This window comes from Haloarcula sp. CBA1122 (genome assembly GCF_009741785.1).
GTDB classification, from domain to species: domain Archaea; phylum Halobacteriota; class Halobacteria; order Halobacteriales; family Haloarculaceae; genus Haloarcula; species Haloarcula hispanica.
This window is the reverse complement of sequence record NZ_WPCB01000010.1, coordinates 18,616-31,106: the sequence shown is the minus strand read 5'-3', so window position 1 is coordinate 31,106 and position 12,491 is coordinate 18,616. Positions and strand designations below refer to the sequence as shown.

The following is a 12,491-nucleotide window of genomic DNA, read 5'->3' as shown; positions in this document are numbered from 1 at the left end:
CCCACGCTTGCGCCGGCTAAATGCCTGTGGGCGAGCGGGTTCTGTCCGTGGCCGCCAACCTTGACGCATGGCTGAGGAGTGTGACACCTGCGGCCGGTCGGTCACCGTCGACGAGGCGGTCCGCCGGGCGACCTTCGGTGACCTCGACAACGACCGCTGGCAGACGCTGTGCTGTCCGGACTGCGGTGCGCGGCTCCGGACAATATTCGTCGGGCCGGACTCCTGACGGGGAAAGAGACAGGTAGCAGCAGTGTGTGACTCTGACGCATGGAAGACGAAGCGTGGCGCTCGGTCGACATCATCCGGGACAACGACGGCGTACCGCACGTCCTCCAACAGAAGATGCTGGTGTTCACAAGCGGTGTCTCCGAGGAGTCGGCCGGCTACACGAAGCCAGCGATGGAACACCGGCTAGTACCGCTCAAGGAACTCACGAAGTTCGGGCAGTCGTAACGAACAGCCGCCGGAACAGTCTGCGCCGCGGCCGATAGCTCGGACGCTGGACCGGTTGGACAACGAACACCTCGGGATACACTTTTGCGCCTATCCGAACGAGTATCGATAATGGCTGAACCGCTGTACGTCGGTGTCGACCGGAGCGACGAGTCCTGGGTCGCTGTGGCGCTCACCGGCGACGGGTTCGACCACGCGTCGGTGTTCGACAGTATCGGCGAATGCTGGTCAGCGTACGAGGAGCGCGCTCGGCTGATTCTGGTCGGAGTGCCGATTGGGCTCGTGGAATCCGGTGATCCGGACCGCCGGTGTGACGAACTCGCCCGGTCGGTGCTCGGCGAGCGGAGCGCGGCAGTTCGCACGCCGCCGGTACGAGAAGCGACCCGGAAACAGCGCTACTCGACGGCCAACCGCGTCCACAGGCGCAAGACCGGACAGGAACTCTCTGAGCAGGCGTTCGCACGTAGCGACAGCCTCGCCCGGATCGATGAACTCTTGCAGGAACTGCCCGAGGCTGCCGCAGCCATTCGGGAATCCCACCCAGAGGTCTGTTTTCGGGCCTTCGGCGGCGAGCCGCTTAGCTACTCGAAGCGCACCGCCGGGGGATATGCCGAGCGGATGCGGATTCTCGCACATTACGACCGCGACGCCGCCCCGACGGTCCAGAAAGCCGCCGAAGCGACCGGTGGCACGGCAGTGGCCGTCGACGATGTACTGGATGCCGTCGCCCTCGCGTACACAGCACAGCCGGGCGACAGGGAGTTGTACACGCTGCCGCCCGAGCCGCCGCGAGATGCGGCGGGGCTGCCGATGGAGATCGTCTATCGGGCGGCGTCGCCACTGATCACGTCGTGACGTGTTCCGGCGAGCGCCGTCGCTCGTCGTGGGTTATGTGCATGCCAGCGACACTGCCGTGTACGCTACACCGCGACCGCTGACAAGTGATTATAGTGCTAGACTGTAGACAGAAGCCGTCTTACAGTCGCGTGAGGTTGGTCGCACGCGGACCCTTGTCCGCCTGCTCGATGTCGAACTCGACTTCCTGCCCCTCTTCGAGGTCAGGGCCGCCGACGTCTTCCATGTGGAAGAAGACGTCTTCGTCCGCATCGTCGGTTTCGATGAAGCCGTAACCACCAGTGTCGTTGAAGAAGTCGACAGTGCCTTCCGCCATTGTTAGAGCCTCGTGACGTTGTTGGCGCGCGGACCCTTGTCCGCCTGCTCGATGTCAAATTCGAGCTCCTGTCCTTCCTCGAGGTCCGGGCCGCCGATGTCTTCCATGTGGAAGAAGACGTCCTCGTCCGCGTCCTCAGTGTCGATGAAACCGTAACCGCCAGTGTCGTTGAAGAAATCAACCGTTCCTTTCGCCATTGCAACCAAAGAGATGCCAGCACCACGGATAACAGTGTCGGTACGATGCTCTGGTGGGAAACAGAAAGATCCGACCGCTGTCTGGCGATTAGGGGGTGTGTAATACTGTCATGGCACATGCGCCGCCGGCTCTCCCGGCTGGCTATAGACGCCACGGCGTCGCGTTCGGTCTTACCGGATCACTAACCAAATGGAATTAGCCGTTCGAGCACAAGTCATAATTATGTACCGTGGTGCCCGGGCCCGCCTTGCGCCGTGGCTGCTTGCTGGCTTCGGACTCGCGTTCACAGGTGCGGCCATCGTCTGGCACCTCGGTATCGAGACACAGCGTATCGGACAGGTCGGCGGCCCTGCGCTCGCGTTGGCCCTCGACGGGCTACTGCCGCTGGTGCTAGTGTATGGCAGCTATCGCCTCGTCTCGTCGTCGACACCGGGTGCGCAGATCTGGACCGTCTTCGTCTGGAGCGTTGTCGGCAGCGCTGCGGTCGGGGCTATCATCGGTTTGAGCGTCTTTATCCGCATGATGGAGGGTCGAACAATCGCCGAACCGGTGTTCGTCACCCTGTTGGCGATGGAGACGGGCGCTGTCACGGGACTCATCGCGGGCACGCTTGCGGTTCGGGCCCGTCAGGATGCCAGTCGGGCGACCCGAACCGCGAACACGCTGTCGTTCGTCAACGACCTGTTTCGACACGATATCGCGAACGGACTCGTCGTTATTGATGGCCGCGCGACGATCATTCGACGGAACGCCGACTCGGACACGGTTCAAACGGCAGCGGACGCGATCCACGAGCAGGTAACCGAACTCGATAGCTTGGTCGACAACGCCGGGGCGGTCGTTGAGACCCTCAGTTCCGACCCGGCATTCGAACCGACCGACATCGTCGGGATTGCCGAGGCGGTGATACAGCGAATCGAGCAAACACATCCCATCACCATCGAACTTCAAGCCCCGGACAGCGCAATGGCATACACCAACGAGGCCGCTCGCCCGGTTCTCCGGAACCTCATCGAGAACGCTATCGAACACGGGACGCCGGCAGCAGAACTCTCCGCCGAGGGGACCGCGACGGACGGAACAGCGCTGCCGAGCGAGGCACAGCGGGCGGAGACGACAGAGTTGACGGGAGACAGATATCATCAGCCATCGGTGTTTGTCGCGATCCGGGAGACCGACGACGATGTCGAGACCCACGTCGTCGACGACGGACCGGGGATTCCCGACGACCGGCGTGACAGCGTTTTCGACCCGCGGGCGGGCGACACGCACGGCGGTGGGCTCCATCTCGTCGAGACACTCGTTACGAGCTTCGGCGGCGATATCTCCCTCGCCGACACCGCCAGCAAAACCGACGCGCCCTTCCCCGACACCGCCCTAGACGGCGCGCACTTCGTCGTCGAACTCCCGCGGGCATGACACCAGTCCGCACGACCGACGTTTCTTGATTGTGGGAGGCACAGTGAGGCGTATGTTCCCTCGCTTGCGCGCACAGGGCCCGACCGTACTCATCCCGCTCGCGTGGCTGCTCGTGGGGCTGGCTCATCTCGATGTGGTCACTGACCGGACGGTGCTGGTGTTTCACGTCGTCGCTGCCGTCCTCATCGCTGCGTTCGCCGTCCTTTCGTGGGACGAGATGGAGACGGGCGTCCTCCGGGTCTGGCGCGACATTCTCCTCGTCGGCCTCCTCCTGACCGTCGGCGGCATCGTCGGCTTGCTCTACGCTCCGCTTCGGATCCCGTTCCTGACGACGACGATACTGGGATGGATGGTCGTTCCGGGCGTGGGTCTCTACCACACTGGCAAGCGCGTTCCAGCAGGCCAGCGGGCGTACATGGCCGGAGCAGTATTGAGCGTTCTCGGTGGGGCGGTCTACGCCAGTGCGCTGTTCCCGCCGGCGGAAACCGCGTTGCTTGCCGGCATCGGGCTTGCGCTGGTCGGCCAGACAGTCGGTATCGCACAGGCGGTTCGCCAGCCAGACGAGATTGACTCAGGCTAAGGCAGCGTCGAGCTTCTCCACCGGATGCGGCGGTTCGCCGTCGCTTTCGTCCCAGTCGTCCAGTTGCGTGCGACAGGACGCGCCGGGCGCGACCACAGTGTTGCCGCGACTCTCTCCAATCTGGTCGAACAGAATCGAGCCGATGGCCTTGCTCATCGAGAAGTGCTCGGCCTCGTAGCCGAAGGAGCCGGCCATGCCACAGCAGCCCGAGTCCAGCGGGTCGACGTCATAGCCGGCCCGCCGGAGGACGCCGACGGCGTGGTGGTCCTTCTTCGTCGCCTTCTGGTGGCAGTGGCCGTGGTAGGTCAGCGTCTCACCAGGGGCGTCCCAGTCGGCCCCCTGGTCCAGCCGGAAGGTGTCGAGATACTCACAGACGCCGTAGGCGTTGGCCGCGAGCGTTGCCACGTCCTCGCCAGAGAGCAGGTCCAGATAGTCCGACTGGAACATCACGGCATCAGAGGGTTCGACCAGCACCACGTCCCAGCCCTCCTCGATGGCGGGCACGAGCGCGTCGACGTTGTCCCGCGCAGTCGCCCGGGACTGGTCCAGAAAGCCCTTCGAGTGGGCCGGTCGCCCGCTGTCGGTCTGGTCGGCCAACTCGACGTGGACGCCCGCGGCTTCGAGGACGCGGACGGCGGCTTTCCCGACCTCGGGGTGGCTGTAGTTCGTGTACGTGTCGGGGAACAGCAGGGCTTGCCGCTCGGCTTCATCCGCCGGGACTTGCGGACCGCGCTCGTCGAACCAGTCCTGTAGCGTCGTGCGCTGGAAGCTCGGCAGCGTGCGGTCGGGGGCGATACCGACCGCCTTCTCCAGCACCGTTCGAGCGCCCGGCACCTTCGTCGCGAGGTTCGACAGTGGCGCAAAGGCGCTGCCCAGACCTGCCAGTGCGTCAACGTTGGCGAAGATTCTGTCTCGGATGCTGGAGCCGTGTTCCTGGTGGTAGGCGTGGGTCACCTCGGCTTTGAGCTTCGCCATGTCGACCTCGCTCGGGCAGTCCTTCGCACACCCTTTGCAGCCGATACAGAGGTCCAGCACCTCGTGCATGAACTCCTCGTCGGTGGGATCGTCCGGCAGGTCGCCGCTCATGGCCTGCCGGAGCATGTTCGCGCGGCCCCGGGTCGTCGTCATCTCCTCCTCGGATGCGCGATAGGTCGGGCACATCACGCCGCCGGTGGTCTCCTGCGGGCCGCGACAGCCGCCACAGCCGTGACAGAGTTCGACCATCCCCTGCATCCCGTTGTCGTTGTCCCACTCCAGCGCGGGGTCGAAGCCGGCGTCGAACTCATAGGCCGGGTCGAATCGGAGGTTCTCGGTCATGTCGACCGTGCGTGCCCGCTCGGGCATCGCGCCGGACTCGACCTCGCCCGCGTCGACACCGACGACCTGCCCGGGGTTGAGCAGCCAGTCGGGGTCGAACACCGACTTGAGTTCCTGGAAGGTCTCCCAGAGGTCCGCGCCGTAGAGCTTCTCGTTCCACTGCGTGCGGGCGCGGCCGTCGCCGTGTTCGCCCGAGACGCTCCCACCGTATTTCACGACGAGGTCGGTCACTGCGTCGGCGATGGACTCCATGGTCTCGACGCCCTCGACTGTCTTTGTGTTGATGAGCGGGCGGATGTGGAGCACACCGGGGCCGGCGTGGGCGTAGAAGGAGGCGAAGGTGTCGTGTTCTTCGAGAATCTCCTGGAAGTCGGCGACGTACTCCGGGAGGTTCTCGGGCGGGATGGCGGTGTCCTCGATGAACGAGCCGTGTTTCTCGTCGGTCGTCCGCGAGAGCAGGATGGGGAGGCCGGACTTGCGCATCTTCCAGAACTTCTCGCGTTTTGCCTCGTCGTGGGCCTCCATGGCGTCGAACGCCCGCACCGGCGCGTCGACGACGGTCCGGCCATCTGTTGGGGCAGCGATCGAATCGACGCCGTTCGTTCGGTCTGCCAGGAGGTCGGCGACCTTCCGCCGGCCGCTCTCCGCGTCGTCGGCGTAGAACTCCACGATGAGGACCGTGCGAGTCCCCTCGGGCAACATGCCGACCACGTCCTCGAACTCGGCGGTGTCCCGGGCCAGGTCGATGAGCACGTCGTCGAGCACCTCGACGGCCGCCGGGTCGTGTTCGAGGATGTCCGAAACGTCTTCCATGGCCTCGATGAGCCCCTCGTAGGCGAGCAGGGCCATCGACTTGGTCTCGGGAATCGGCTCCAGGGACACCTCGGCCTCGGTGACGATGGCAAGCGTCCCCTCGCTGCCCGCCAGCAGCGACGCGACGTTGACAGTCCCGTCCTGTGCATCTCCGAGGACCCAGTCGAGGTTGTACCCCGAGACGTTGCGCTTCAGGTCCGGGTAGTGGCTCGTAATTTCTTTGCCTTCCTCGGCGAGTATCCGCTCGATTTCGGCGTAAATCCGGGCTTCGAGGTCACCGTCGGGGTCCGCTCGGTCGCGCAGTTCCTCGCGGGTGACCTCGCCGAACGTGGTGACGGTGCCGTCTGCGAGGACGACCTCGCACTCTTCGATGTAGGCGTCGGTCTTGCCGTACTGCAGGGAGTGTGCGCCGGTGGAGTTGTTACCGATAGCGCCGCCGAGCACGCTCTTGTCGCCCCACGCGGGGTCCGGCGCGAACTTCAGCCCGTGGTCGGCCAGCTCCCCGTTCAGGTCGCCGAGCTTGATGCCCGGCTGGGCTCGCGCTCGCCGGTCGTCGGGCCGGGCCTCGACGAGGTCGTTCATATACCGTGAGAAATCCAGCACGACGGCTTCGTTGACGGTCTGGCCGGCAAGGCTCGTCCCGCCGCCGCGGGGCAGGACCGGAATCTCTCGCTGGGCACAGTAGGACATGACCGCGGCTACGTCATCGGTCGACCGCGGATAGACGACGCCGATAGGCAGCACCTCGTAGAGGCTGGCGTCGGTCGCGTACAACTGTCGCGAGTACTCGTCGAACCGCACCTCGCCGTCAATGCGCGCTCGCAGGTCGTCGACGAGGCCCGACCGGGCGACGGTGTCGTTCTGGTAGTCGTAGTTCGATACCTCGTCAGCCGAAGGATCTATCCGGGTGCCGGAATCGGTTGCCATGGTGTGTCTCGTTTCCAGTCGCCCGGCCACCGACGGACCGGGTACTCGGCGGTTTGCTCTGGCTGTTCTAGCTGTACGCCTGCCAAAACAGTTCCGCTACGGTAGCCCATGAGGCACTTTTGACCCGGTCGAGCGTCTGCCCGGGGCACGCGCTTCTGTCTCCCTGTGATAGCACATGTTACGCAACTGTTAATATCAGTACTAGCCTATATAAGGTGATTATGACACACAGCAACGATCCGTTCGAGACGATGCTCCGACTCTTCGCACAGACGCGACGGTCGATGATGGACGACAGCCAGAGTCGCTGGACAGACGACAGTTTGGGCCGCCGGATGGGTGACGATTCGAGACACCGGATGGACGACAGTCCGGGACTCCGCGCCGACCGACCGTCCACGGACGTACGCCGGAGCGGCCACCGCCGGCCCGGTATCGACACGAACCTCCACGTCGACGAGACCGACGACGGATACGCCGTGATGGTCGACCTCCCGGGCTTCGAGCGCGACGACCTCGTCGTCCGCTTTGAGGACGGCGTCCTCAGCATCCAGGGCGAGAGCACGGTCGCTGAAGAGACCAGCGACGGCGCTCGCCGCCACAGCCGACGGGTCGCCGAACGGGTCACTGTTCCCGAACCGGTCGTGGACGACGACATCACCGCCACCTACCACAACGGCGTTCTCGAAATAACGCTGCCGCGCGCGGACGACGCCGACGACTCGAACCGGATCGAAATCAAATAGACTCGCTTTTCGGTTGTTGTCTGCCGACGTTACACGACTGTCCCAGTGAGAACGCCCTTAACAACCTGCTATCCCGGTATTAGTCAGCTACTGCTGCTCTCTTATCGCCTCTATAGTTTCGTGCGACCGCCGGGGTCTCCGTGCTGTGAGGCCGTAATATGTCCGACGCGACCTGGGACGTTCAGGACGGCGCAATCGTCGAGCGGCCGCGGAACGTCCGGAAACACCCGCTGTTGCACCGAATCTACGAGCGACACGACGAGCTACTAGCCGAACAGCTCCCGCCCGGCCGGACGCTCGAACTCGCGTTCGGCCAGCATATGCATCCCCGCGCCGATGTCGGACTGGAAGGCTGGCCGTCGAACGTTGAAACCGTCCGCAAGCCAGCGCTGGCTGGTGACGCCCGAGCGCTCCCGTTCGCAGACGATTCCTTCGACGCTCTCATCGGCCGCCGGTTCCTCCACCACGTCCCGCCCGCGGACCGTCCGGAAATCATTCGCGAATCCGCCCGCGTCCTCCGCCCTGCGGGCCGTATCGCTCTGCTCGAAGGGACGCCGGGGCTGTACCGGCGACTCACCAAGGGTGTCGCGTTCCGGCTGGGGCTGCTGGAGGAAGACACCGACATCTACGGCCACCTCTCGGAGACCGCCGTCACCGACCTCGTATCCGAATCGTTCGAAGTCGCCGAGAAACGGACGCTCGGATCGCCGTTGATGCTCGCGAGCATCTCCGAGTCGGACGCGTCGGCGCGGCTGCTCAACCTCTACGAACGGACGCAGTTCGTCAAGTGGTGGACGCTCGTGGTGGGCGAGCGTCCCGAATCCGGAGCGTGACTACAGGTCGACAGTCACGCGCAGTTCGCTGTCAGTGATCGTTCCGATGGCGTCGGCGGCGACCTCGATATCGTCCTCGTCGGCGTCACCGAACCCGAGCCCCTGCACCCAGGCCTCGGTGAGGTCCGGATCCGGTTCGACGTACGCGACCTGTCCCTTCGGGTCGACCTCGGTCACGATGCCGATCTGCTCTCCCTGTGCGTCCATGAGGAACTTCCCCTCGTCTTCTGTCGATAGTACTGCCATTCTGTGTGACATTTCTGGCCGGGCTAAGTAATAAACGTCGGTTGCGCCACTCGGTCTACCTGCGTACCGACGCCCGCTGTCGGGCGGTTCCAAGCGCTAGTACCGCGAGAAGTTCTCGTCGGGGTAGACCCCCTCGTCGGTGATATCGACAACATCCAGCGTCGCCAGCCGACTGAGGCGGTCTGCCGCGTCACCCTCGTCGACGCCCAGTTCCACTGCCCGCGCCAGAACGCGGTCTCGGCTGGGTACAGACTCAATGAAGCCGTCGCTGTCCGTCTCTGTTTCCTCTGCGATAATTGCCTTCAGGATGGCCCCATGTTCACGCTTCGACGGCGTGGTGCTGTCGCCGGTCCAGTCCACGCTCAGCGTCCCGTCCTCGTTGACGTGGGAGACGACGAATCCGTCCGGCAGCGCTTCCGTCACCGTCGCCACCAGCGCCGCCCGGTCGAGTCGCGCCTCGAACCGGAACCGCTTACCGTCTTTGGACTGCCCGAGATTCCCGACGTTCGCGCCCGCTTCTGCTATCGCCTCCGAAACCGCGTCGGCAAGCCGGTCCTGCACTGCCGCCGCGACGGCGTCCCGCTCCACACTGAGGGCCGCGAGTTCGTCTGTCAGGGTCGCATGGCGCTCCATCTGCTCGTGTGCTGGCTCCTCTGTCATACCCATGCTACTTGTCGCCACGGAATTACCTGTTCCGGCGGTCGGCCGCAATTCAAACCGACCTCAATCCCGTGTAAATCAGCTTAATTCGGCCAAAAACGACGGTAAGACGGGCTGACGGTGTTCCTGCATGAAGTGGCGTGGGGCACTGGATGGAACCACAATGAAAGTCGAACGCATCACGCTCTCCGGAGTCGGGGCGGTCCTGCTCCTCACGGCCGTGGCCGTCCTCACGCCATCGCTGACACTCGGCCTCGTCGACTGGCACAGCGTGTTCGAACTCCTCCTTTGGGGAACGACGGTCCTGTTCGCCACGTCCGCGCTCATCTGGCTCGTGCTCACCTACGTCATCGGTGCTGGCTATGAACCGCCGGAGCCCGTCCACGGTGGCGACGACATCCAGGTCCGCATCCTCACCGTCGATGCCGCAGATGTCGTGCAGGCGACCGTGGACTCACTGCCCGTGACCTTCGACGACATCCGCGTCATCGCCGAGACGGACATCGACGTCGACGGCGCAACCGTCCACGCCGTCCCCGACGGGTTCGACTGTGCGGCCGTCCGCAAGGGTCGCGCCATCGAGTGGGCCCGTCGCACGCTCGACCACGACCGGGAGTTCGTGCTGTATCTCGACGAAGACAGCCACATCGAGTCCTTCGAGGGGCTACCGGACGCGGATATCGTCCAACTCCGCGAGGAGCCCCGCCGCACCGGGTCGGTACTGTCCTATCTCGCTGACGTCTATCGGATGGGCGTCCAGGTCGAACAGCGCGCCTTCGCCCGCCTCTCGATCCCGCTGTTCGCGTGGGGCGGCGGCATCGCCGTGAGGCAGTCCGTCGAGGACGACGTGACCTGGAACCGCGAAACTATCGTCGAGGACACCGCGTTCGTCTGGGCGGCCGCCCAGCGACTCGAGGACTTCTCGTTCGAGCTCGCGACGGCCACCTGCCGCAACGAAGCTCCGCCGTCGCTGACCGAAATCACTCAGCAACGCCGCCGCTGGGCCGCCGGCAACCTCGAAGCATCGACAGATCTGCCTGTGGGCTACCAGCTAGTCACTCGTGTCCGGAACTACGCATGGGCGCTCTCACCGATTGTCACGCTCATCGTCGTCCCGCTGTCGGTTCTCGGCGTCGGCGTTGGCTCTAGTGGCCTGTTTACGCTTGCCTCGGTTACGCTTGGGCTGCTGACGTTCTTCTGGTATCTTCGCGGCGTTCAGTACTACGGCCCGGACAAAACCGAGTGGCTGCTGGCTGCCCCACTTGCCCCGCTTATCACTGTCGTCCACTCGATGGGTACTGTCGCCGGCATCCTCGACCCACCCGAAGGGTTCCGCGTCACGGAGAAGGTCGGCAACGGGTAACCCCTCGCTTCAGTCGCTATCTAGTACTCTCGGTGTTTGATTACAGGCAGCCTGTCGTAACGCAACTCTCGGCTCCCCGCTCGCAGGGACGGGGACAGCTCGATCTTCAGTCGAGTATAAAAGTTACGCGAATGGAAACCGCGTAGAATCGGGATGCCGCCTCCCGAATTGTGAACTACGCCGAGACATTCCTGCTCGCTTCGCTGCGCGGGCTGTGACTCGTCTCGTTCAAATCCGCTCGGTTCGCACACTGGATTCTGACGGTTCGCTCCGCTCACCGGTCAGAACCACAGAAGTGCCGCCTCCCGGATTTGAACCGGGGACAGCTCGATCTTCAGTCGAGTGCTCTCCCAGTCTGAGCTAAGGCGGCGTGCACTCCAAGCGATGATGAGGGTAGAAAAAAGCATTTCGAAAGCGGGCGCAGGTTCTGTGGGGTCGGCCGGGCGGTTCGACCGCCGATTACGGGAGGAACAGGTCCGCGCTGTCGAACGTCTCGCCACAGTCGTCGCATTCGTATTCGGTGCCGTTAGTCGTCGAGACGTGCCCGCTGCAGGCCGGACACGTCGAGCCATCTATCATGCCACGCACTACCACCACTCCGGATATATGGATTACGGGCGACTATCAATCGAGATAGACGCTCTGGTACCTGGGTCATGATATCGTGCGCGACTGGCAGGAATCGAATCCACAGGGACCATCCGCTCCTCACGTCCGTTCGTCGCAGGATGGGTCCGGGCGTCCTCGTGAGCGAAGCGAACGAGGGCTCGGGAGAGCAGTGCTCTCCCGGCGGATTCGAACCACGGTCACTCCGCGCTGCTTCGTTCCCTGATTCGAACCGCCCGGCCGAATCACACATGCGGCGCTCGGAGGTGAGCGCCGCGAGAAGTTCAGTGGGTCCGGGCGGATTCGAACCGAAGCCAGACGTGCTCACTGCGTTGCGCGCGACTGGCAGGAATCGAATCCACAGGGACCATCCGCCCCTCACGTCCGTTCGTCGCAGGATGGGTCCGGGCGGATTCGAACCACCGGCCTCGGCCTTGTAAAGGCCACGTCATAACCAACTAGACCACGGACCCGTATGCCACCGTTTTCCATCGGCAGGAATAACGCTTTCTCTCTCGGTCGACAGTGGGCACCGACAGTATTACCCACGGCCTGCCCCTCACACGGGGTATGCAGCGCCCCGCTGTGATTGTTCTCGGACTCGTCGGCCTCCTCGTCGCGGCTGCCGTCGTTCTCCAGACTGGCCTCTGGATCGAGGTACTCGGGACCGGCGAGTACGAGGAGGGCACAGTGACGGTTCGGGAAGCCTCGGACGCGGCGACACCGACCGCGACACAGCCTTCGACGGATACTTCGATGCCGGAGACGACCATCGCGGCCCGTGAACAAGAGGCTGGGGAACCGCTGGGGACGGTCGAGGTTCGCATCGCACAGACGTTCGATCAGCGGTACGTCGGCCTGAGCAACACCGAGTCGCTTGGGCCAAACGAAGGAATGCTGTTCGTCCACGACGAGGCGGGCCAGTACACCTACGTCATGCGGAACATGTCGTTCCCGCTTGACATCATCTTCATCGACGCCAACGGCACTATCACGACCATCCACCACGCGGCGCTCCCGCCGGAGGGGACCTCCGAGAGCGGCCTGACAGGCTACGCGGGGCGGGGCAAGTACGTCCTCGAAGTGAACCGCGGGTGGACAAACCGGACCGGCGTTGCGGTCGGCGATCGGGTCGAACTGCCGCCCGAAGCCACGTAGC

14 protein-coding genes and 2 tRNA genes are annotated in these 12,491 nt (G+C 64.2%); 9 read left to right on the top strand and 7 right to left on the bottom strand.

Going from position 1 to position 12,491, the window contains the following annotated elements; all coding sequences use genetic code 11:
• Positions 1-67 precede the first annotated feature (67 nt).
• From GJ630_RS19460 to GJ630_RS05950, 3 genes are all read left to right on the top strand, one after another.
• Positions 68-226, top strand: a complete 159-nt coding sequence (locus GJ630_RS19460) for a hypothetical protein (protein WP_014041430.1) — start codon at positions 68-70, stop codon at positions 224-226.
• A 41-nt stretch (positions 227-267) separates the two neighbouring features.
• Entirely contained in the window at positions 268-453 is a 186-nt protein-coding gene (locus GJ630_RS05955; RefSeq protein WP_005537226.1) for a hypothetical protein, read from the top strand.
• A 111-nt stretch (positions 454-564) separates the two neighbouring features.
• Positions 565-1,308: a DUF429 domain-containing protein gene (locus GJ630_RS05950; RefSeq protein ID WP_014041429.1), complete on the top strand. Its 744-nt coding sequence runs from the start codon at positions 565-567 to the stop codon at positions 1,306-1,308.
• A 121-nt stretch (positions 1,309-1,429) separates the two neighbouring features.
• On the opposite strand, the gene GJ630_RS05945 is transcribed toward GJ630_RS05950, so the two are convergent.
• Together GJ630_RS05945 and GJ630_RS05940 are read right to left on the bottom strand one after the other, a co-directional pair.
• The gene (locus GJ630_RS05945; RefSeq protein ID WP_004515391.1) at positions 1,430-1,624 is read right to left on the bottom strand and encodes a cold-shock protein; all 195 of its coding nucleotides are present in this window, start codon (positions 1,622-1,624) and stop codon (positions 1,430-1,432) included.
• Positions 1,625-1,626: 2 nt separating this feature from the next.
• A complete protein-coding gene (locus tag GJ630_RS05940; protein ID WP_004515390.1) occupies positions 1,627-1,821 on the bottom strand; it encodes a cold-shock protein in 195 nt (64 codons plus the stop codon).
• 223 nt (positions 1,822-2,044) lie between these two features.
• Between GJ630_RS05940 and GJ630_RS05935 the strand changes: the two genes are divergently transcribed.
• Together GJ630_RS05935 and GJ630_RS05930 are read left to right on the top strand one after the other, a co-directional pair.
• The gene (locus GJ630_RS05935; protein ID WP_252718727.1) at positions 2,045-3,241 is read left to right on the top strand and encodes an ATP-binding protein; all 1,197 of its coding nucleotides are present in this window, start codon (positions 2,045-2,047) and stop codon (positions 3,239-3,241) included.
• A gap of 52 nt (positions 3,242-3,293) precedes the next feature.
• The gene (locus GJ630_RS05930) at positions 3,294-3,821 is read left to right on the top strand and encodes a hypothetical protein (RefSeq protein WP_014041427.1); all 528 of its coding nucleotides are present in this window, start codon (positions 3,294-3,296) and stop codon (positions 3,819-3,821) included.
• Here the strand turns inward: GJ630_RS05930 and GJ630_RS05925 are convergent.
• A complete protein-coding gene (locus GJ630_RS05925; protein WP_191449545.1) occupies positions 3,813-6,878 on the bottom strand; it encodes an FAD-binding and (Fe-S)-binding domain-containing protein in 3,066 nt (1,021 codons plus the stop codon). The two genes, GJ630_RS05930 and GJ630_RS05925, sit on opposite strands and share 9 nt — an antisense overlap.
• Before the next feature lie 221 nt (positions 6,879-7,099).
• Here GJ630_RS05925 and GJ630_RS05920 point away from each other — a divergent pair, with 221 nt between their 5' ends.
• Together GJ630_RS05920 and GJ630_RS05915 are read left to right on the top strand one after the other, a co-directional pair.
• Positions 7,100-7,624: an Hsp20/alpha crystallin family protein gene (locus tag GJ630_RS05920; protein WP_191449544.1), complete on the top strand. Its 525-nt coding sequence runs from the start codon at positions 7,100-7,102 to the stop codon at positions 7,622-7,624.
• A 158-nt stretch (positions 7,625-7,782) separates the two neighbouring features.
• Positions 7,783-8,457: a class I SAM-dependent methyltransferase gene (locus tag GJ630_RS05915; protein ID WP_014041424.1), complete on the top strand. Its 675-nt coding sequence runs from the start codon at positions 7,783-7,785 to the stop codon at positions 8,455-8,457.
• Here the strand turns inward: GJ630_RS05915 and GJ630_RS05910 are convergent, their stop codons facing one another.
• Both GJ630_RS05910 and GJ630_RS05905 read right to left on the bottom strand, forming a co-directional pair.
• Positions 8,458-8,703, bottom strand: coding sequence for a hypothetical protein (locus GJ630_RS05910; protein WP_014041423.1), 246 nt, complete (start codon positions 8,701-8,703; stop codon positions 8,458-8,460).
• 96 nt (positions 8,704-8,799) lie between these two features.
• Complete coding sequence (locus tag GJ630_RS05905) at positions 8,800-9,369, bottom strand: hypothetical protein (protein ID WP_151145171.1); 570 nt, start codon at positions 9,367-9,369, stop codon at positions 8,800-8,802.
• 157 nt (positions 9,370-9,526) lie between these two features.
• On the opposite strand from GJ630_RS05905, the gene GJ630_RS05900 reads away from it, so the two are divergent.
• A complete protein-coding gene (locus GJ630_RS05900; protein ID WP_191449543.1) occupies positions 9,527-10,726 on the top strand; it encodes a glycosyltransferase family 2 protein in 1,200 nt (399 codons plus the stop codon).
• Between the two features lie 296 nt (positions 10,727-11,022).
• On the opposite strand, the gene GJ630_RS05895 is transcribed toward GJ630_RS05900, so the two are convergent.
• Together GJ630_RS05895 and GJ630_RS05890 are read right to left on the bottom strand one after the other, a co-directional pair.
• Positions 11,023-11,096 (bottom strand) — tRNA-Phe (locus GJ630_RS05895).
• Between the two features lie 635 nt (positions 11,097-11,731).
• Positions 11,732-11,805: transfer RNA gene (locus GJ630_RS05890), tRNA-Val, on the bottom strand.
• Positions 11,806-11,902: 97 nt separating this feature from the next.
• Between GJ630_RS05890 and GJ630_RS05885 the strand changes: the two genes are divergently transcribed.
• Entirely contained in the window at positions 11,903-12,490 is a 588-nt protein-coding gene (locus GJ630_RS05885; protein WP_191449542.1) for a DUF192 domain-containing protein, read from the top strand.
• Position 12,491: the final 1 nt, after the last annotated feature.